Source organism: Oceanobacillus indicireducens, assembly GCF_014647195.1.
Lineage (GTDB): Bacteria > Bacillota > Bacilli > Bacillales > Amphibacillaceae > Oceanobacillus > Oceanobacillus indicireducens.
In genome coordinates, this window is sequence record NZ_BMOS01000024.1 from 34,684 (window position 1) to 53,777 (window position 19,094).

A 19,094-nucleotide genomic window follows, 5' to 3' on the forward strand; every position below is an offset into this window, starting at 1 on the left:
CCTAATTAATTGTAATTTTTATACGTTCTGGCATTATGCGCCTTGTTCTTCCTCTTCTTTATCAGCAACAGACTTAACTGCATAAGCAAGGTTGCGGATTGGTGCTTGTAGCACGCTGAGTAACATAGAAACCATACCTTCGTAGTTCGGTAGGTCAGCAAGTTCTTTAATCTGTTCTAAAGTAACTACTTCCCCTTCGATAACGCCACCTTTGATTTCGAGCTCTTCATTCTCCTTAGCGAAGTTGTTAAGGATACGAGCCGGTGCTACGACATCATCTTTACCGAATGCAATTGCGTTCGGTCCAGTAAGTACATCATTTAGACCATCTAATTCCGCAGTTTCCACCGCACGACGAGTCATCGTGTTTTTATAAACGTGGAATTCTATACCTTCTTCACGTAGTTGTTTACGTAATTCAGTAACTTGCGCAACGTCAAGTCCGCGATAGTCAACTACAACAGACGATTGACTTTCTTTGAACTTATCTGCAATTTCTTGTACAATCTGTTTCTTTTGTTCCAATACGTTAGACATTGTTCCACCTCCTAATTACTTATACCATACCGTTCTTCTAGCATTTGCCGTATCAAGTCTATAAAAAAAGCTCTCAGTTAGACATGAGAGCTTTATATCACTACCCAAATAAACGTACTTGGATCGATATTTATAAAACACCTCGGCGGGAAATTAAGCGATAAATCGCACCTGCTGTCTACGGTATAACGTATTCTTTTTAACGTAATCAGTATATCAAACGACTTGATTCAAGTCAATGTTTTTTTATTTGTATGGAGAAACGTCAACTTTAACGCCAGGTCCCATTGTTGAAGCAACAGATACGTTCTTCATGTATTCACCTTTTGCAGATTGAGGTTTCACTTTAACAATCTGGTCAATGATTGCTTCCAAGTTCTCAACTAACTTGTTGTCCTCGAAAGAAACTTTACCGACCGGAACATGAACGTTAGACTGCTTATCAACACGATATTCCACTTGACCAGCTTTAATATCATTGACTGCTTTTTCCACTTCAAATGTTACTGTTCCAGTTTTCGGGTTAGGCATTAGACCACGAGGTCCAAGCACTCTACCAAGTTTACCTACCTCAGCCATCATGTCTGGAGTCGCAACAATTACATCAAAATCAAACCAACCACCGTTGATTTTCTCGATGAATTCTGCTTCACCTACATAGTCAGCTCCTGCAGCTTCTGCTTCTTTTGCTTTTTCACCTTTTGCGAAAACAAGAACGCGTTGTGTTTTACCAGTTCCATGTGGTAGAACCATTGCTCCGCGGATTTGTTGGTCCGCTTTCTTTGGATCTACTCCCAAACGGAATGCCACTTCCACTGTCTCGTCAAAATTCGCTTTTGCAGTTTGCTTAACAAGGGAAATAGCTTCATTGATTTCGTATGTTTTTGAACGATCAATTAGCTTTTCTGCTTCTTGATACTTTTTACCTCTTTTTGCCATTATATATCCTCCTCTATTGTGGTATTAGCGGTTATACCTCCCACGTATAAAAGCCATAGAGAACTTCCTTCCGACCTTCTGTCAGCAAAGTCCTTCACTTTGTCTTTCACGCACAAAGTTTCGATCCGTCTAGCTTCAGCGACTAAGGACTGATAGACTGCACACTCCTTCAATCAATAAAGAAGACTTGCCGAACAGTCTTTGTGAGACTTAGTCGCCCAAGTTTCCTTCATCTTATTCGGATAGGGGATGTTCGCACGCTCACGTATGTGACAACGCCGAACCACTCACTCTCCTGCGAGCGCAGCCTGTACGCCCCTAAACAGCCGCTTACACTTTTGTGAAATAGCTGTGATTTCACAGGGAGACCACAGCTAACTAAGTTCCGAAATTAGTCTTCGATTGTAATACCCATGCTTCGGGCAGTACCTTCAACCATACGCATAGCAGCTTCAACATCCGCTGCGTTCAAGTCTTGCATTTTTGTTTCTGCGATTTCTTTTACTTCATCACGCTTAACTGTAGCCACTTTTGTTTTGTTTGGCTCACCAGATCCAGCGTTAATTCCTGCCGCTTTCATAAGCAGAACTGCTGCCGGTGGAGTTTTCGTAACAAATGTAAATGAACGGTCTTCAAACACCGTAATTTCTACAGGGATAATTAAACCTGCCTGTTCTTGTGTACGTGCATTGAACTCTTTACAGAATCCCATGATATTAATACCCGCTTGACCAAGTGCTGGTCCAACCGGTGGTGCTGGAGTAGCTTTACCAGCTGGGATTTGTAATTTCACTAATTTGATTACTTTATTAGCCACGAGACACACCTCCTTAAAGTCCGTGATGTGGTATTAGGGTTTTCCCCTCCCACTCTTACTCAAGCACTTCAACATTGAAGTACATAAATAACATAGAAATTCTACCATGTATATTATAAAATTGCAAGGGACAGTTTTATTTTCTTTTAAAAAGCCTAAAACACCGAACTACCTACCGTCCTAGAAGGCAAAGTTCGTATGTTGCTGCGACAATTGGGCGTTCTAGTATAAACGCCCTTCGGTGGTGGGTCGAGTAACCGCAGCCCCAACCGTCGCGATATGAATCGCAAAACTTACTGTAAAGGCATTTCCGCCTTTGTTCTATAATTTCTCAACCTGTGTGAAGTCTAGTTCGATTGGTGTTTCTCTACCAAACATATTGACTAGAACTTTTAGTTTTTGTTTATCCAGGTCAATATTTTCAATTGTCCCTTCAAAGTCCGCGAACGGCCCTTCTTTTACCTTGACATTCTCTTTCAAGGCAAAGTCAACCTGTACTTCAGATACTTGGACGCCCATTCTTTTCAGCACGGCATCCACTTCATCTGGCAGTAGCGGGGTTGGTTTTGTCCCGTGACCACTCGAGCCGACAAATCCGGTTACACCTGGTGTATTCCGTACAACATACCAGGAGTCGTCCGTCATCACCATTTCCGTGAGAACATAACCAGGGAATGATTTCTTTTTAACTACTTTCTTTTTTCCATTTTTGATTTCTGTTTCTTCATCTTCAGGTACGACGACGCGGAATATTTTATCTTGCATCCCCATCGTTTCCACTCGTTTTTCAAGGTTGATCTTTACTTTATTCTCATAACCAGAGTACGTATGCACAACATACCAATTTTTCTCCATTTAATCAGGACAGTCTGCCCTTTCCCTCCCTTAGGTAATATGATTGGGGTACGCCCGTTTTATCCCAACATGAAAAACCCGACTGGTTGCGGGTTTTCTTTTGAATGTATATTTACTTTCATTATAGCATAGTTAACGGATTATTATTCAAAGAAGTTCTAAAAGCTGTGAAATTCCGAAGTCAACAATGAAAAAGAAGATGGCGATCAAAATAACAGTCGTTAATACAATTACGGTATAACTTCTTAGTTCCTTGCCAGTTGGCCAGCTTACCTTTTTCATTTCCCTTGAAACATTCTTTAAGAATTTAAACATTCTTTGTACCCCCCAAGCTCCACCTCATGCGCTACTTTGTCTCTTGATGTAATGTATGTTCCCCACAGTGCTTGCAAAACTTCTTCATTTCTAATCTGGTAGATGTTGTGGATACATTTTTGTTTGTTGAATAATTTCTACTTGAACAAACAGCACATGCTAAAGTTATCTTCTTACTCATCTTATCATCCCACTAACAGGGTATTTTTTCAACTAATAATGTAGCACGTTTCCTATCTCTCTGTCAACGGCTCTTTCTATCAGCTCTTTATTTCGTTTTGTTTAATCAGTTGCTCCAGCTTCTTTTTCACTCGTTGCAGGGCGTTATCTACCGACTTGAGATGACGTCCTAAACTCGTAGATATCTCCTGATAGGAACACCCATCAAGATAGAGATGAAGGACTTGCTTTTCAAACCCGCTTAATAATTCTGAAAGTTTTAACTCCATGTCTACTAGTTTCTCTTGATTCACCAATAATTCTTCAGGATCCACAGATCTAGAACCTGCAATTACATCGATTAGTGTTCGATCTGATTCTTCATCAAAAATAGGCTTGTCCAATGAAACGTAGGAGTTTAGCGGGGTATGCTTTTGCCTTGTGGCAGTTTTGATTGCGGTAATTATTTGCCTGGTGATACATAACTCTGCAAAGGCCTTGAAAGAGGAAAGCTTCTCTTTATCATAGTCACGAATTGCTTTGTAAAGACCTATCATTCCTTCCTGAACGATATCTTCACGATCTGCTCCAATCAAGAAGTATGTCCGTGCCTTACCTTGGACAAAGTTGCGGTATTTGTTGATTAGAAAATCTAGCGCATGTTTATCTTCTTGATGAACTAAATGAATAAGTTTTTCATCATCAAGCATGTGTAAGCCTGAATACTCTATGTCCAATTGCTTGACTTCCACCAAGAATTACCCCCGTTCACATATGATAAGCTAGCTGTAAACGTTATTATATACAGGAGTAATGGTTTCGTCAATATAGCAAGAGCTTTTTTAGTATAAAAAGGAGAAAAGAATCTATTTTCTCAATTTTCTCCCCTTCTCATTTTTTCAAAACGCTCCAGAATCTCTTGATCGAGGATAATCTTTGTTTGTGGCTGCTTCTTCTCTTGCTCCTTCAAGCGCTCATCGATTTCATTCTCCATATCGCGAAGGTCAGCTTTTAGCTCACGGGCCGAGATACGTAATGCTCCTTGAGCGAAAATCGTTCGTTGTTCCGTATAGTCGTTGGTTGCTACATAAACTTGTGTTTTTACATTTTTTAATTTCTTGATTAAACGTTCAATCCGTTCGTCCGCTGTTTCATTTTCTTTTGTGTAAATAACTTCTATTTTAAATTGCTTCAGCTTGCTCTCCCGCCCCGGGGCCTCGTGGGCATCAAATACAACAATGACCCTCATCCCGGTAAAAGCCTGATACTCAGCCATCCGTTCTATAAGGAGGTCCCGTGCCGCCGCCATATCTTTATCGCGTAGATGTTGCAGTTCCTCCCAATCCCCGATGATATTGTACCCGTCTACTAATAATATATTCATCAGCTCTCACCTAGTGGGGTTCGCTTTCTGTAAATCTCATATAATAATAAGCTGCAGGCAACGGAAGCGTTTAAGGAGGAAACTTCACCAGACATCGGAATACGCACTGTCCAATCACATTTCTTTCGCACGAGTCGTGAAATGCCTTTTCCTTCATTGCCAATAACAACTGCAATTGGCATGGTTCCGTCTAGTCTGCGGTAATCTTCGGTTGCTTCCCCTTCTGTGCCTACGACCCAAACGTGCCTCTCTTTCAGCTCATCGATTGTATCCGCAATATTCGTTACCCGGACGACCGGAATATGTTCGATTGCTCCTGCTGCCGTCTTCGCAACAGTTGCTGTTAAACCAACAGAGCGGCGTTTCGGAATAATTACACCGTGGACACCTGTAGCGTCCGCCGTTCGTAAAATAGAACCTAAATTATGCGGGTCTTCCAGCTCGTCCAAGATAATAAAAAAGGGATCTTCTCCTCTTTGTTCTGCTCGCACGAAAAGGTCTTCCAAGTTTCCGTAATCATAAGAAGCAACATATGCAACTATTCCTTGATGATTTCCATTAGAGATACTATCGAGTTTCGCTTTTGGAACGTGCTGAACGATTGTTCCAGCCTCTTTCGCAAGCTGCTTTATTTTCTTTACGGTATTGGGATTCAAATGCTCGGCAACAAACACTTTATTTACCGAACGCCCCGAGGAAAGTGCCTCGAGGACGGGGTTTTTACCTATGATTATTTCATCACTCATTGTTGTTCTTCCTCTCCTCTATTGTTGTTGTAATGAATGTTACAGCAGCTTGCATCAATTCATACAGTCTGTCTTCATTTTGGTCGATATAATGATAGCCTAACAACGCTTCAAAACCTGTACTATGGCGATACGTCTGAACACTGCTATTCTTAGGAATGGAGCCGGACTTTGCATTTCTCCCTCTGGCGACAATGCGCTCTTCTTCCGGAGAAAGCATTCCGGTTTCCAACCAATTAAACAATACGGCGGCCTGCCCCTTGGCTGACACGAAATTTACAGCCTTCTGATGTAATTGATGGGGCTTGACCTGACCCGTTTTAAGTAAATGTTCCCTGACATACACTTCATAAACAGCATCACCTATATAAGCAAGTGCTAAACTATTCATTTGTTTTGCTTCAAGTGTCATGCTTAGCCTCTTTTCCAGCGGACTCCTTGCGCGGTATCTTCTAAAATAATTGATCTATTCTTTAGTAGATCCCGTATTTCATCTGCGCGTTGGTAATCTTTATTTTTCCTTGCTTCATTCCGCTCTTCAATCAGCGTTTCAATCTCTTCGTCCAAGAGTTCCTGCTCCTCCTCCAGATCAATACCGAGAATTCCAAGCAGGGTGACAATCGTTTCCTGGAAAGCTTCGAGTACGGACGTGTGAGTCTGCTCTTGGTCGAGATAAATATTCGCTTCTTTTGCAAGATCGAACAATACGGAAATCGCATTGGCTGTATTGAAATCATCATCCATTTCCTTTTCAAAATCAAGGGTGAACTGCTTGATTTTCTTGAGCCACTCTTCCTTGTTATCGACAAGATTCATGCTTGTTTGCTTCCGATGTTCCAAATTATGATAAGCCGTTTTAATTCGTTCTAAACTGTTTTTTGCACTACCCAATAATTCTTCCGTGAAATTAATCGGGTTGCGGTAGTGAACACTCAACATAAAGAAGCGCAACGCTTCAGGGTCATGTTTCTTAATTAAGTCTTTCGTCAAAACAAAATTTCCGAGAGACTTCGACATCTTTTCATTATCGATATTGATATAACCATTATGCATCCAGTAATTCGCAAAAGGTTTATCATTCATCGATTCCGATTGAGCAATTTCATTTTCATGATGCGGGAAAGTTAAGTCCTGACCACCTGCGTGGATATCAATCGTTTCACCGAGATATTTCTTCGCCATAGCCGAGCATTCGATATGCCAGCCTGGTCTTCCCACTCCCCAAGGAGAGTCCCATGCAACTTCTCCATCCTTCGCTTGTTTCCAAAGCGCGAAGTCAAGTGGATCTTCCTTCTTTTCCCCAACTTGAATTCTTGCCCCTACTCGTAGCTCATCAATTGACTGATGGGAAAGCTTTCCGTATCCTTCAAAGGAACGCGGTTTGAAATACACATCGCCTTCCACTTCGTAAGCATAGCCTTTATCAACCAAACCTTCGATAAAGGCAATAATATCATCCATTGTTTCTGTTACACGCGGATGATGTGTCGCTTTTTTAACTCCTAGTGCCTGCACGTCGGCTAAATATGCATCGATAAACCGGTCGGCAAGTGTCCGAACATCCTCGCCGCTCTCCTCAGCCGCTTGAATGATCTTATCATCGACATCGGTAAAATTTAGTACATAATCAACTTCATAACCTTTATATTCAAAATAGCGTCGCACCGTATCAAACACAATCGCAGGGCGGGCATTCCCGATATGAATATAGTTATAAACGGTTGGACCACAAACATACATCTTAAGTTTCCCTGGTTCTATTGGTTTAAAGTCTTCTTTCTCTCGAGTTAACGTATTAAATAATTTAATCGACATGTTGGAAATGACTCCCCTTCTTCAGCTTTTCAATCTCTGCTTGTAGTGTATCGATTTCTTGTTGCATCTGTTCAATCCGATCAGCAACCGGGTCCGGCAATTTATGATGTTCCAAGTCTTTTACGCGTACTCCGTCTTGGATGACCACTTTACCAGGAATTCCGACTACTGTGGAGTTGGCAGGAACATCTTTTAAAACGACGGAACCGCCACCAATTTTTGCATTTTCTCCAATCGTGATATCCCCAAGAACCTTTGCCCCCGTCGATATGAGGGCATTATCCTTTACCGTCGGATGGCGCTTTCCTTTTTCTTTACCAGTCCCCCCAAGAGTAACTCCTTGGTAAATCGTTACGTTATTAGCGATTTCACAAGTCTCGCCAATTACTACTCCCATTCCGTGGTCAATGAATAGGCGTCTACCAATCTTTGCCCCCGGATGAATTTCGATTCCAGTCAGGAATCTGCTGATTTGTGAAATGGCACGGGCCAGGAAGAACAGTCGCCGATTATAAAACGCATGGGCAACCCGGTGTAACCATATTGCATGGAGTCCGGAATAGGTTAAAAAAATTTCAAAATAAGTTCGTGCAGCGGGATCTTGGTCAAAGACAACATCCATATCTTCTTTCATCCGCTGAAATATACCCATCGTCAAACCACCCTTCGTTATAGAATAAGAGCATTTTACATGACTTGCTTAAACCCTAGTTAGTGAATTGAATTAATCAACATAAAAAAAAGCGTCTCTGCATTAGACAGAGACGCTTAAGCGCGGTTCCACTCTGTTTGAAGGAATTGCTTCCTTCCAACTTAGGCTCTTGGTAACGGTAGAGTTCCGCTATTATGTACTTTATTTCCATAATAGACTCAGAGGGGCACTTCGGAAGTTTCGTTTAAAATCACTCGCAGCCAAGGTGATTCTCTCTGGATAAACGAAGAAATTCCTACTTTTCCTCTTCAACGCTCCAATATTTACTATTACTATATTACAGTTTTCCAATTTTGTGAACCGGAAAGCTCTGCAATCAATTTGCTGTTATTTCCTCGAGGACTTTGTCTAGACGGATCATGACAACTTCTTTACCAAGTAGTGCGATTGCTTGTGGAAGTTCTGGACCATGGGTTTGGCCAGTCGTTGCGACACGAATCGGCATGAATAATTTTTTCCCTTTATAACCAGTTTCTTTCTGTGTTACCTTCGTCTGGGCTTTAATCTCGTCAGCCGTAAAGGATTCCAGTGTGTCCAACTTATTTTTGAAGCTTTGAAGAACTTCTGGGACTTGTTCTTCTTCAAGAACTTTAATTGCATCTTCGTTATAATTAATTTCCTCTGTGAAGAACAACTCAGTCAATTCGACAATTTCCTCACCATAACCCAATTGTTCCTGATAAAGTGCAATCACATTCTCCGCCCACTTGCGCTTTTCTTCATCCATATTTTCCGGTAATTTTCCAGCAGCAATTAAATGCGGCATGGCAAGGTCGATTACTTTTTCAAGATCGACATTCTTAATGTATTCTCCGTTCATCCACTTCAACTTTTGCTGGTCAAAAATTGCAGGAGAAGTCGATAATCTATCCGGATCAAAGATATCAATTAACGTGTCCTTATCGAAAATCTCTTCTTCGCCAACAGGAGACCATCCAAGCAAACTAATAAAGTTGAACATCGCTTCCGGCAGATAACCAAGATTATGATATTGCTCTATGAACTGTAGTATATGTTCATCCCGCTTACTTAACTTCTTCCGGTTCTCATTTAAGATCAGCGTCATATGACCGTACGTTGGAGCAGTCCATCCGAAAGCATTAAAAATCATCATTTGCTTCGGTGTATTAGAAATATGCTCTTCTCCACGGAGCACATGAGTGATTTTCATTAAATGATCATCTATCGCAACGGCAAAGTTATAGGTTGGAATACCGTTCTTTTTCACGATTACCCAATCACCAAAATCACTAGATTCAAATGTGATATTGCCACGTACAAGATCATGGAATGTATAAGTTTCATTTTCAGGGACACGGAAACGAATACTCGGAAGTCTGCCTTCCGCTTCAAATGCTGCAATTTGCTCGTCCGTCAGGTTGCGATGAGCACCAGAATACTTCGGCACCTGGCCTTTCGCTCTCTGCTCCTCCCGCTCTTGTTCTAACTCTTCTTCCGTCATATAGCATTTATATGCAAGGCCACGCTCCAAGAGCTCGTCTACATATTTTTCGTATAAATCAAGACGCTCGGTCTGACGGTATGGGCCGTACTCTCCGCCAATATCCGGTCCTTCATCCCACTCGATACCTAACCATTTCAAATAGCGGAGCTGGCTCTCTTCGCCCCCTTCCACATTTCGCTTCTCGTCAGTATCTTCCGTTCGAATAATAAATTTCCCGTTATAATGTTTTGTGAACAGATAGTTAAACAATGCTGTTCTTGCATTACCAATATGCAAATGACCTGTAGGGCTTGGTGCATAGCGTACCCGAACCTCATTCGTCATGATGTTTCCCCTCTCTTTTTAAAAAATATGTACCGTAACATGAGTGATATAGTAAACCTCACTCAAATGGGGGCGTCTTTCACTCCCATTGAAAGATAGTTGAACAGAATCACGTATTTACGGACTTTCCCCCTTATCTTCCTCTTAATTAGATACTCATGTTTAGAGGGATTCCAGACCGTGAATGCTTGAAAAGTGATAACAATATACATGTTATCACTTTTCAAGTATTATCCTTAATAAGTTATACCGTTTTTACAGTGCTTTTTCAAGTGTTTTTGGTTTTGCAAAGATCATTCTACCTGCGGAAGTCTGCAGGACACTTGTAATGATGACTTCAATTGTTTTCCCAATATAGTCACGGCCTTCTTCTACAACAATCATCGTTCCATCATCCAAATAAGCAATCCCCTGTCGCTGTTCTTTCCCGTCCTTGATTACTTGGACGACCAGTTCTTCTCCCGGAAGGACGACAGGTTTTACCGCATTTGCAAGATCATTAATATTGAGCACAGGAACACGCTGCAGATCACACACTTTATTCAAGTTGAAATCATTCGTTACAACAATTCCATCCGTCACTTTAGCAAGTTTGATTAATTTACTGTCCACTTCAGCTATCTCTTCAAAATCACCTTCATAGATTTCTACTTTAATCGGTAATTCCTTTTGAATACGATTCAGCACATCGAGTCCACGCCGGCCTCGATTGCGTTTCAATGCATCCGACGAATCAGCAATATGCTGCAGCTCTCCTAATACAAATTGAGGAATCACTAATGTCCCTTCCAGAAACCCTGTACTGCAAATATCGGCAATCCTGCCATCTATTATAACACTTGTATCGAGTATTTTCGGTTTCGGCACCTCATCTTTTTGCTCCGCGTCACCTTCATCAGTAGTTTCTTTCAATTTATCCTTTTTCCCTGTCCGCAATAAACTGGAGAATTCCTCCCGCCGGCGAAAACCGACACGGAAACCTAAATAACCAAGGATAATCGTGATGAAAATCGGCAGTACCTGGGAGACTACTTGGATATTGATATCCTGGAGCGGCATCGTACCGAGATAAGATATGACGAGTCCGACAATCATTCCTAAGCTACCAAATAGTAAATCCATTGCCGGCAGCTTAATCAGGGTATCTTCTATCCATTTAAAAAAGTTTACTACATGATCCACAATAACATAGGAGAGTAAAAATAAAATAATTGCACCTAAGGCCATGCCTAAATATGGGTTTTTCAGCAAGTTCATATCTATATTCAATAAATCAATAATCATGGGGATGTATAGAAAACCAATCGTTCCCCCAAGAACAATAAAAAAGATACGAACAACCTTCTTCAACATTTTCTCACCTCCTTAAGTTTATTATTACCTTTATTTTTCATTTATAACCCTACGGATAGGAGAGATAAGCTCATTTCTTCACTAAAAACGATAAAATCACCTTGCAAGTCCAATTTCTAATGCTTCCTGAATGGTGGAAACACCAACTACTTGAATATCCTTCGGTACCGTCCAACCATCCAAATTATGTTGTGGACAAATAACGCGCTCGAAGCCGAGTTTAGCCGCTTCTTGTACACGTTGTTCAATCCGGGACACCCTCCTAATTTCTCCAGTCAGCCCAACTTCGCCGATAAAAATATCCTTTGGTTCTGTCGGCTGGTCTCGGAAGCTTGATGCTATACTAATCGCAATCGCTAAATCAATTGCAGGCTCATCCAACTTCACTCCACCGGCTACTTTTAAATAAGCATCCTGGTTCTGCAGCATGAAGCCGACCCTTTTTTCCAATACAGCCATGAGCAGCGGAACACGGTTCGAATCGATCCCGGTTGCCATTCTACGTGGATTTCCAAAGCTGGAAGGTGATATTAAAGCTTGAATTTCTACTAAAATAGGACGCGTCCCTTCCATCGATGCAACGACAGTAGAACCTGCTGTTCCTGCCTTTCGCTCTTCCAAGAAAATTTCCGAAGCGTTCAAGACTTCACGTAACCCTTCTTCACGCATTTCAAAAATTCCCATCTCATGTGTACTGCCGAACCGGTTTTTCACACTCCGTAAAATCCGGTAAGTATGATGTCGTTCCCCTTCAAAATACAAAACTGTATCTACCATATGTTCCAACAATCTTGGCCCAGCAATAGCGCCTTCCTTCGTAACATGCCCCACAATAAAAACTGATATATGATTAGATTTAGCAATCCGCATAAGTTCCCCAGTGCTCTCCCGTACTTGGGAAACGCTTCCTGGTGCACTCGTTACTTCTTCTCTGTAGATCGTTTGAATCGAATCAACGATGACAAGTTCTGGTTTCAGCTTTTCAATCTGTTGACCAATATCGTATAAATTGGTTTCACTCAATACGTATAATTCCGCTTCTTGGACACCTAGACGATCTGCTCGAAGTTTCGTTTGTCTCGTTGATTCTTCTCCTGATATATAGAGGACACGCATTTTTTTCTTAGCGATCTGGGCTGATATTTGCAACAGCAATGTCGATTTCCCAATCCCTGGATCCCCACCGATCAATACGAGTGAACCAGGAACAATCCCACCGCCTAGTACACGGTTGAATTCTCGCATTTCGGTTGTAATTCGTGGTTCTTTCTGTGATTCAAGTTGTGTAATCGGTTCTGGTTTACTGACCGTCCGCTTACCGGTCGTGACATGCCTGCCGCCGCTAGCTCCAGCCTGGACTTCTTCAACCATCGTATTCCAGTTACCACAGCCCGGGCATTTCCCCATCCATTTCGGAGATTCATAGCCGCAGTCTTGGCAGACAAACGTATTCTTGCGTTTAGCCAAACTCATTCGGTCCCTTCTTCTATTGTATACGAATATTGATTCTCATAGGTTACATAATAGTTTCAATTTCACAACTATCTTCCTAAATTATGCCACATTCGGTGATAAATGCATGTTACTAACTCCCTTGAAGGTCCAGAGCTCATGCTGCCCCCTTACACCTTCGCTTCCCGCAAGCGGCTGATATGCCTCTCTTCCTGCAGGAGTCTTCGGTGTAATGAGGATCTCCTGGAAGTACGTTTAAAATTGATTTTGTATCTACTTATTTACCTAGTAGTTTCTTATATTGTAAAAAAATATAATTAAGTGCGCTTTGAACTGCGGAACTCGGGTTCGAGTGTAGTAAAAGCTAGAAGAGGTGGCTCTTCTAGCTTTTCTATGATAGTCGTGCTGTTTTATTTTAGTATGATGAATTCGCCCTTATTATTTAGTCCGATTTTCACGGTCTTGCCTTTTTCGACTGTTCCTTTCAGTAATTCTTCTGATAACATATTTTCAATATTTTGCTGAATGGAGCGTCTTAATGGTCTTGCTCCGTATTCCGGATCGAATCCTTCGTTAGCAATTTTCTCGATTGCTTTATCTGTCATTGATAGTTCAATTTCTTGTTGTTGCAATCGTTCTTTTAACTCTTCCAGCATGAGTACAACAATATCTTTCATATGTTTCTTCTCTAAGGAATGGAAGACAATTGTCTCGTCAATCCGGTTTAAAAACTCTGGACGGAAGGCTTTCTTCAGCGCATCCATGACCTTCGACTTCATATCAGCATGCTGCTGGCTTTCATCCGCAATATTGAAGCCGACAAATTTATTACGGCGCAGTTCACTTGCACCGACATTTGACGTCATAATGATAACCGTGTTACGAAAATCAACCGTTCTTCCTTTGGAGTCGGTTAAGCGTCCATCTTCCAGAACTTGAAGCAGGATGTTGAACACTTCCGGGTGGGCTTTCTCCACTTCATCTAAAAGAACAACGGAGTAAGGTTTTCTGCGTACTTTTTCCGTTAGCTGTCCGCCTTCTTCATAACCGACATACCCCGGAGGTGATCCGACTAATCTAGCAGTGGAATGCCTCTCCATATACTCCGACATATCCACGCGTATCATCGCATCCTCATCAGCAAACATCACTTCAGCAAGGGCTCTTGCCAGCTCTGTTTTACCGACACCAGTAGGACCCAAGAAGATGAATGAACCGATTGGACGCTTCGGATCTTTCAGTCCTGAGCGAGCTCTGCGTATTGCAGTCGATATAGCTTTCACCGCTTCTTCTTGACCAATAACACGCTCATGGAGTATTTCTTCCATATCAAGAAGACGTTTCGATTCATCCTTCGTAAGCTTAGCTACAGGAACACCAGTCCAAATCGATACGACGCTCGCAATGTCTTCAACAGTTACCTCAGAATCCATTTGACCTTGCTTCTCTTTCCATTCATTTTTCGTCTTCTCGAGTTCTTCCCGGTAACGCTGTTCAGTATCGCGTAAAGATGCTGCTTTTTCAAATTCCTGGCTCTGGACAGCTGCATCTTTTTCCTTCCTTACGTCAGCCAGTTTTTGTTCTAATTCCTTTAAGTTCGGTGGAATCGTGTAGGAACGAAGACGAACTTTTGAACCGGCCTCATCAATTAAGTCAATCGCCTTATCCGGTAAAAAGCGGTCTGTAATATAACGATCAGAAAGGCTCGCACTTGCTTCAATCGCTTCATCCGTAATCGTTACGCGGTGGTGGGCCTCATAGCGGTCACGCAGACCTTTTAAGATGAGAATCGTTTCCTCAACAGATGGCTCATCTACTTGAATTGGCTGGAAACGACGTTCAAGTGCTGCATCTTTTTCAATGTATTTTCGGTATTCATCTAGCGTCGTTGCACCAATACACTGAATTTCTCCACGGGAAAGGGATGGTTTTAAAATATTGGATGCGTCAATTGCACCTTCCGCTCCCCCCGCACCAATTAATGTATGCAATTCATCGATGAAAAGAATAACATTTCCGGCTTGACGAATTTCTTCCATCACTTTTTTTAATCGATCTTCAAATTCCCCACGGTATTTCGTCCCTGCAACGACCGTTCCCATATCAAGCGTCATAACACGCTTATCACGTAACGTTTCCGGTACTTCATTATCGATAATTTGCTGGGCAAGGCCTTCAGCAACAGCTGTTTTACCGACACCCGGCTCTCCAATTAATACAGGATTATTCTTCGTCCGGCGGCTTAACACCTGAATGACACGCTCAATTTCCTTAGAACGACCAATAACCGGATCAATTTTACCTTCTCTTGCACTTACAGTTAAATCTCTTGCAAGGGAATCTAGTGTTGGGGTACTTGCATTCGATTGTTGCCCTGCACGCCCTCTTCTGCCAGCTTGAGACTCATTACTACCAAGTAGCTTCAAAACCTGCTGACGAGCTTTATTTAAGCTTATACCGAGATTGTTGAGGACACGTGCTGCCACACCTTCCCCTTCACGGATAAGACCGAGTAAAATATGTTCCGTTCCTACATAGGAATGACCAAGCTTACGTGCTTCATCTTGTGATAATTCCACAACCTTTTTTGCCCGGGGAGTATAGTGAATTGATTGCATCGGCTGTTTACCGACTCCGATTAATTTCTCCACTTCTTCTTGAATTTTTTCCACTTGTACGCCTAATGATTGCAACGCTTTAGCGGCAATCCCTTCGCCTTCGCGAACAAGCCCGAGCAAAATATGCTCTGTTCCAATGTTATTATGTCCGAGACGAACTGCCTCTTCCTGTGATAGCGCAAGTACCTTTTGCGCCCTTTCTGTAAATCTTCCAAACATCATCTGGCATCCCTCCTATTTCTCTAATTCAAGTCTTTCTCTGATGAGCGAAGCACGAAATACATCGCGCTCCCGTGGTGTCAAGCGTTTATTAGCATAATATTGTAAGAATCCTGGCTGCGTTAAAATCATTAATTCATTTAATATATTTTTAGATATATTTTCAATAATACCCAAGTCTATACCTAAACGCACGTTAGAAATGCATTTAGCAGCTTCCTTTGATTCGATGATTCGGGCGTTCTTCAGTGTTCCGTAAGACCTGAAAATGCGGTCTTCCAGACTGACTCCAAGTTGTTCGGTAATATAGCTCCGGGCAAGTCGTTCTTGCTCAATCAGTTGCTTGACAACACTTGCCAGGTCAAAGATAATGTCCTTCTCTGATTTCCCAAGGGTAATTTGATTAGATATTTGGAATATATTACCTAGAGATTCACTGCCTTCCCCGTATATCCCCCTTACGACTAAACCGAACTGGTTAATCGCGGGAATCATACGGCTCATCTGCTTTGTGATAACAAGGGCCGGCAAGTGCATCATCACGGATGCCCGCATTCCTGTACCCACGTTCGTTGGACAACTCGTTAGATACCCGAAATTCTCATCAAACGCATAATCAATCCGTTCTTCTATCCAATCATCTAGCTCTGAAGCTTGTTTCAGACCATCAGTAAGTTGATATCCGGGTAAATAAAGTTGAATCCTCAAATGATCTTCTTCATTGATCATGATGGAGACCTGCTCATTTTTAGAAATAAGTGCTGCTGACTGCGGATATCTTGCTAGACTAGGACTAATAAGATGCTTCTCTATGAGTATCTGGTTCTCTATTTCCGATAAATCCTTTGTTGATAAAAAGTAAAAATCTGTGTAATCCTGGAAGGAAGATTCATTATATGTCTGTTTCATGAAATCATGAACCTTCTTTAATTCCTCTTCTTTGCCTAGGATGGGATAGGTAACATTAGCGAAATTCCGAGCTAAACGAATCCGGCTGCTCAGCACGATATCACTATCAGCACCCTCCTCTCGCATCCACGGACTAATCGCTTCGTTTAGAAAGTGCTCCAATGTCATCCTTCACTCTCCCCCCTCTTAACTGCTTCATCCGTTTCCAACGCTTTTATTTTATCTCGGAGTACTGCGGCTTCTTCAAAAGCCTCTTGCTCTATTAACTTCTTCATCTGGTTACGGTATTCCTCTAATTTACGTTTTTTTTGTATATTTCCACCTGTTCGCTTTGGTATTTTACCAGCATGTGTTGTATTTCCGGCATGGACCCGTCGTAGTATCGGGCTTAAGCTTTCCGAAAAAGTTTCATAACAGGTTGCACAACCGAATTTGCCCATTTCCTTAAAAGTGGAAAAGGTCAGTTTACAATTCGGGCATTGCAGCTCTTTCGTTTGCTTTGTATCAGCCACGTGGGCTCCAAATGGATACGAATCAAAGTTAAATAATCCAGTAAGTAAATCATGGAGAGAAGAGCCTTGATCTTGAGACTGCATATAACCTTTTTCCTGAGCACAAACTTCGCACACACGGACTTCTTTTTTCTCCCCATTTATTACTCGTTTAAAGTAAACCGTAGCTGGCCGCTTTTGGCACTCTTGACATTCCACACGCATCTTCCCCCTTCTCAACACAATAGAGTTAATTATAGTATTTTAGAGTATTAAGCATCGCCGTTAAAATACGTGCTCGAATTTGATCACGTTCCGGTAGTTGAAATGGTAAAGTCGTCCGCTCAATCGCACTATAGATCAGCTTTTCTTCTCGATTCGTAATGATTTCTTCCTCCCGCAGACGCTCCAGCACATGAATTGCTGCCTGCTGTGAAATACTTGGATTAATCATTTTAATAATGCCATCAATCAATTCCGCCTTGTCTTCATGTTTTACACGAATAATCCGTATATATCCCCCACCACCACGCTTACTCTCTACAATATACCCTTTTTCCGTTGTAAATCTTGTGTTAATCACATAATTAATCTGTGAAGGCACACACTCAAACTGATCCGCAATTTCACTCCGCTTAATTTCAATTGCATTTTTTCCTGTGGAATGTAGTACTTTTTTTAGATATGCTTCAATAATATCTGAAATATTGCTCATTGCTAAGAATTCCCCTCTCCTTACATATCACTCATTTCTAGCTATGCCCGGAACAAAAGGAATGACATTGACTTTGACTATCTTTGACTATAAATTAATTATACGCCAAAATGTAACCGTTGAAAAGTAATAACCAATATTCTATTCTAGACACTTTTCATGAAAATAAACGGAGAGAAGAGGAAATTTGAGTTTAAAATAATAAAGGGCCAGTTAAAATGGAAAAGTCTCTCCCTTGTTTAACTTTACCGCTTAACTTATACGGCATCACTTTTCCAATTGTCTAATATTATTTACTCCTTCTAATTCTGATATTTCTTCAAATAATGCAAGTAACTGGGTACCTTCCATATTTCTCATCTTAAAATAAATTTTTCGGAGATCCCTTTCCATTTTCTCCACTTCCACTGCAATAATATTCACATCATAAGCTTCTGCTACTTCAACAAGCTGGTGAACTTTTATATTGCGCTCTACAACCATTTCAATTCTTGTGTACTTCCGCTGGGAAGGAAGCAATCTTTCAAGGTTATTCAACACAACTAAACTAATTAAAATGATCAGCGTAGCAACAATGGCTGGACCATACATTCCCGCGCCTACAACCAGCCCAATACCTGCCACAGCCCATATGGATGCCGCCGTAGTAAGCCCTCGAATCGTTCCTCCATATACTATAATCGTCCCCGCTCCAAGAAACCCTATCCCGCTAATCACATAAGAAGGGATACGGGCCGGATCAAAGCGTACATTATCATAGTGCTCCAGAAATTCAAGAAAACCAAATATTGATAAAAGCATCATCAGGCTTGCACCGACACCCACTAATATATGAGTCCGAAATCCTGCAGAGTGATTATTCCACTCCCGTTCAAAGCCAATTATTCCGGATAATACTAAAGCAACGAGTAACCTTGTTACGATAACATAAAAATGCTCCCCTATTATATTCTGTAAAAATACTTCCATCTATCGTATCCTCTTTTCTATATATTATCCTTAGTCAATTATATGAAACACCTTTCCCAAATAACAACTAGAATTAAACGTTAGTTATAATTTATATTACGACCTGTTAGGTTGCTCGCACGCACTCAGTCACAGGGCTTCAACCTTAGAATTTCTCCACCCGTTCCCCCATCAACTAGCAATTAATTGCTTGCTGGGGCGCACAAAATACAAAAAGACAGATTATCATAAAATGATAATCTGTCTTTTTGTATGCCTGGCAACGTCCTACTCTCGCAGAGACAAAGTCTCAACTACCAT

The 19,094-nt window shown here is 41.5% G+C and carries 20 protein-coding genes and 2 other annotated features; all 20 genes read right to left on the minus strand.

Annotated elements, in window-relative coordinates; translation table 11 throughout:
• Positions 1–33: 33 nt before the first annotated feature.
• Positions 34–537: a 50S ribosomal protein L10 gene (rplJ, locus tag IEX94_RS14390; RefSeq protein WP_156857281.1), complete on the minus strand. Its 504-nt coding sequence runs from the start codon at positions 535–537 to the stop codon at positions 34–36.
• A gap of 54 nt (positions 538–591) precedes the next feature.
• Positions 592–739 (minus strand) — a sequence feature (ribosomal protein L10 leader region).
• A 44-nt stretch (positions 740–783) separates the two neighbouring features.
• Positions 784–1,476: a 50S ribosomal protein L1 gene (rplA, locus tag IEX94_RS14395; RefSeq protein WP_156857282.1), complete on the minus strand. Its 693-nt coding sequence runs from the start codon at positions 1,474–1,476 to the stop codon at positions 784–786.
• A 391-nt stretch (positions 1,477–1,867) separates the two neighbouring features.
• Positions 1,868–2,293, minus strand: coding sequence for a 50S ribosomal protein L11 (gene rplK, locus IEX94_RS14400; protein ID WP_156857283.1), 426 nt, complete (start codon positions 2,291–2,293; stop codon positions 1,868–1,870).
• Between the two features lie 321 nt (positions 2,294–2,614).
• Positions 2,615–3,148, minus strand: coding sequence for a transcription termination/antitermination protein NusG (nusG, locus tag IEX94_RS14405; RefSeq protein ID WP_156857284.1), 534 nt, complete (start codon positions 3,146–3,148; stop codon positions 2,615–2,617).
• A gap of 147 nt (positions 3,149–3,295) precedes the next feature.
• The gene (gene secE, locus IEX94_RS14410; protein ID WP_156857285.1) at positions 3,296–3,463 is read right to left on the minus strand and encodes a preprotein translocase subunit SecE; all 168 of its coding nucleotides are present in this window, start codon (positions 3,461–3,463) and stop codon (positions 3,296–3,298) included.
• A 31-nt stretch (positions 3,464–3,494) separates the two neighbouring features.
• A complete protein-coding gene (gene rpmG / locus IEX94_RS14415) occupies positions 3,495–3,644 on the minus strand; it encodes a 50S ribosomal protein L33 (protein ID WP_156857286.1) in 150 nt (49 codons plus the stop codon).
• A gap of 79 nt (positions 3,645–3,723) precedes the next feature.
• Positions 3,724–4,374 carry an RNA polymerase sporulation sigma factor SigH gene (gene sigH, locus IEX94_RS14420; protein WP_156857298.1) on the minus strand — a complete coding sequence of 217 codons (651 nt, stop codon included), beginning with the start codon at positions 4,372–4,374 and terminating at the stop codon, positions 3,724–3,726.
• Between the two features lie 122 nt (positions 4,375–4,496).
• Entirely contained in the window at positions 4,497–5,006 is a 510-nt protein-coding gene (locus tag IEX94_RS14425; RefSeq protein WP_188858467.1) for an NYN domain-containing protein, read from the minus strand.
• Positions 5,006–5,752 (minus strand): 23S rRNA (guanosine(2251)-2'-O)-methyltransferase RlmB, encoded by a 747-nt coding sequence (gene rlmB / locus IEX94_RS14430; protein ID WP_188858469.1) that lies wholly within the window; start codon positions 5,750–5,752, stop codon positions 5,006–5,008. The genes IEX94_RS14425 and rlmB overlap by 1 nt, the downstream gene beginning before the upstream one ends.
• A complete protein-coding gene (locus IEX94_RS14435; RefSeq protein WP_156857289.1) occupies positions 5,745–6,164 on the minus strand; it encodes a Mini-ribonuclease 3 in 420 nt (139 codons plus the stop codon). Before IEX94_RS14435 ends, rlmB begins: the two co-directional genes overlap by 8 nt.
• 2 nt (positions 6,165–6,166) lie before the next feature.
• Positions 6,167–7,567, minus strand: coding sequence for a cysteine--tRNA ligase (cysS, locus tag IEX94_RS14440; protein ID WP_188858471.1), 1,401 nt, complete (start codon positions 7,565–7,567; stop codon positions 6,167–6,169).
• A complete protein-coding gene (gene cysE / locus IEX94_RS14445) occupies positions 7,557–8,219 on the minus strand; it encodes a serine O-acetyltransferase (protein ID WP_188858473.1) in 663 nt (220 codons plus the stop codon). The genes cysS and cysE overlap by 11 nt, the downstream gene beginning before the upstream one ends.
• 105 nt (positions 8,220–8,324) lie before the next feature.
• Positions 8,325–8,540 (minus strand) — a binding site (T-box leader).
• A 55-nt stretch (positions 8,541–8,595) separates the two neighbouring features.
• Positions 8,596–10,068 (minus strand): glutamate--tRNA ligase, encoded by a 1,473-nt coding sequence (gltX, locus tag IEX94_RS14450; protein ID WP_188858475.1) that lies wholly within the window; start codon positions 10,066–10,068, stop codon positions 8,596–8,598.
• A 255-nt stretch (positions 10,069–10,323) separates the two neighbouring features.
• A complete protein-coding gene (locus IEX94_RS14455; RefSeq protein WP_156857292.1) occupies positions 10,324–11,421 on the minus strand; it encodes a PIN/TRAM domain-containing protein in 1,098 nt (365 codons plus the stop codon).
• Between the two features lie 96 nt (positions 11,422–11,517).
• On the minus strand, positions 11,518–12,888 hold the full coding sequence (gene radA / locus IEX94_RS14460; RefSeq protein WP_156857300.1) for a DNA repair protein RadA: 1,371 nt from the start codon (positions 12,886–12,888) through the stop codon (positions 11,518–11,520).
• A 395-nt stretch (positions 12,889–13,283) separates the two neighbouring features.
• Positions 13,284–15,713 (minus strand): ATP-dependent protease ATP-binding subunit ClpC, encoded by a 2,430-nt coding sequence (gene clpC, locus IEX94_RS14465; RefSeq protein ID WP_188858478.1) that lies wholly within the window; start codon positions 15,711–15,713, stop codon positions 13,284–13,286.
• 12 nt (positions 15,714–15,725) lie between these two features.
• Entirely contained in the window at positions 15,726–16,787 is a 1,062-nt protein-coding gene (mcsB, locus tag IEX94_RS14470; protein WP_188858480.1) for a protein-arginine kinase McsB, read from the minus strand.
• Positions 16,784–17,335 (minus strand): protein-arginine kinase activator protein McsA, encoded by a 552-nt coding sequence (mcsA, locus tag IEX94_RS14475; protein ID WP_308425608.1) that lies wholly within the window; start codon positions 17,333–17,335, stop codon positions 16,784–16,786. Before mcsA ends, mcsB begins: the two co-directional genes overlap by 4 nt.
• Before the next feature lie 25 nt (positions 17,336–17,360).
• On the minus strand, positions 17,361–17,825 hold the full coding sequence (locus IEX94_RS14480) for a CtsR family transcriptional regulator (RefSeq protein ID WP_156857296.1): 465 nt from the start codon (positions 17,823–17,825) through the stop codon (positions 17,361–17,363).
• Between the two features lie 267 nt (positions 17,826–18,092).
• Positions 18,093–18,794, minus strand: coding sequence for an MgtC/SapB family protein (locus IEX94_RS14485; RefSeq protein WP_156857297.1), 702 nt, complete (start codon positions 18,792–18,794; stop codon positions 18,093–18,095).
• Positions 18,795–19,094 lie beyond the last annotated feature (300 nt).

Coding starts and splice junctions, on each gene's coding strand:
- rplJ (WP_156857281.1), bottom strand. CDS start 537: ATGTCTAACGTATTGGAACAAAAGAAACAGATTGTACAAGAAATTGCA.
- rplA (WP_156857282.1), bottom strand. CDS start 1,476: ATGGCAAAAAGAGGTAAAAAGTATCAAGAAGCAGAAAAGCTAATTGAT.
- nusG (WP_156857284.1), bottom strand. CDS start 3,148: ATGGAGAAAAATTGGTATGTTGTGCATACGTACTCTGGTTATGAGAAT.
- secE (WP_156857285.1), bottom strand. CDS start 3,463: ATGTTTAAATTCTTAAAGAATGTTTCAAGGGAAATGAAAAAGGTAAGC.
- rpmG (WP_156857286.1), bottom strand. CDS start 3,644: ATGAGTAAGAAGATAACTTTAGCATGTGCTGTTTGTTCAAGTAGAAAT.
- IEX94_RS14425 (WP_188858467.1), bottom strand. CDS start 5,006: ATGAATATATTATTAGTAGACGGGTACAATATCATCGGGGATTGGGAG.
- rlmB (WP_188858469.1), bottom strand. CDS start 5,752: ATGAGTGATGAAATAATCATAGGTAAAAACCCCGTCCTCGAGGCACTT.
- IEX94_RS14435 (WP_156857289.1), bottom strand. CDS start 6,164: ATGACACTTGAAGCAAAACAAATGAATAGTTTAGCACTTGCTTATATA.
- cysS (WP_188858471.1), bottom strand. CDS start 7,567: ATGTCGATTAAATTATTTAATACGTTAACTCGAGAGAAAGAAGACTTT.
- cysE (WP_188858473.1), bottom strand. CDS start 8,219: ATGGGTATATTTCAGCGGATGAAAGAAGATATGGATGTTGTCTTTGAC.
- gltX (WP_188858475.1), bottom strand. CDS start 10,068: ATGACGAATGAGGTTCGGGTACGCTATGCACCAAGCCCTACAGGTCAT.
- IEX94_RS14455 (WP_156857292.1), bottom strand. CDS start 11,421: ATGTTGAAGAAGGTTGTTCGTATCTTTTTTATTGTTCTTGGGGGAACG.
- clpC (WP_188858478.1), bottom strand. CDS start 15,713: ATGATGTTTGGAAGATTTACAGAAAGGGCGCAAAAGGTACTTGCGCTA.
- mcsB (WP_188858480.1), bottom strand. CDS start 16,787: ATGACATTGGAGCACTTTCTAAACGAAGCGATTAGTCCGTGGATGCGA.
- mcsA (WP_308425608.1), bottom strand. CDS start 17,335: ATGCGTGTGGAATGTCAAGAGTGCCAAAAGCGGCCAGCTACGGTTTAC.
- IEX94_RS14480 (WP_156857296.1), bottom strand. CDS start 17,825: ATGAGCAATATTTCAGATATTATTGAAGCATATCTAAAAAAAGTACTA.
- IEX94_RS14485 (WP_156857297.1), bottom strand. CDS start 18,794: ATGGAAGTATTTTTACAGAATATAATAGGGGAGCATTTTTATGTTATC.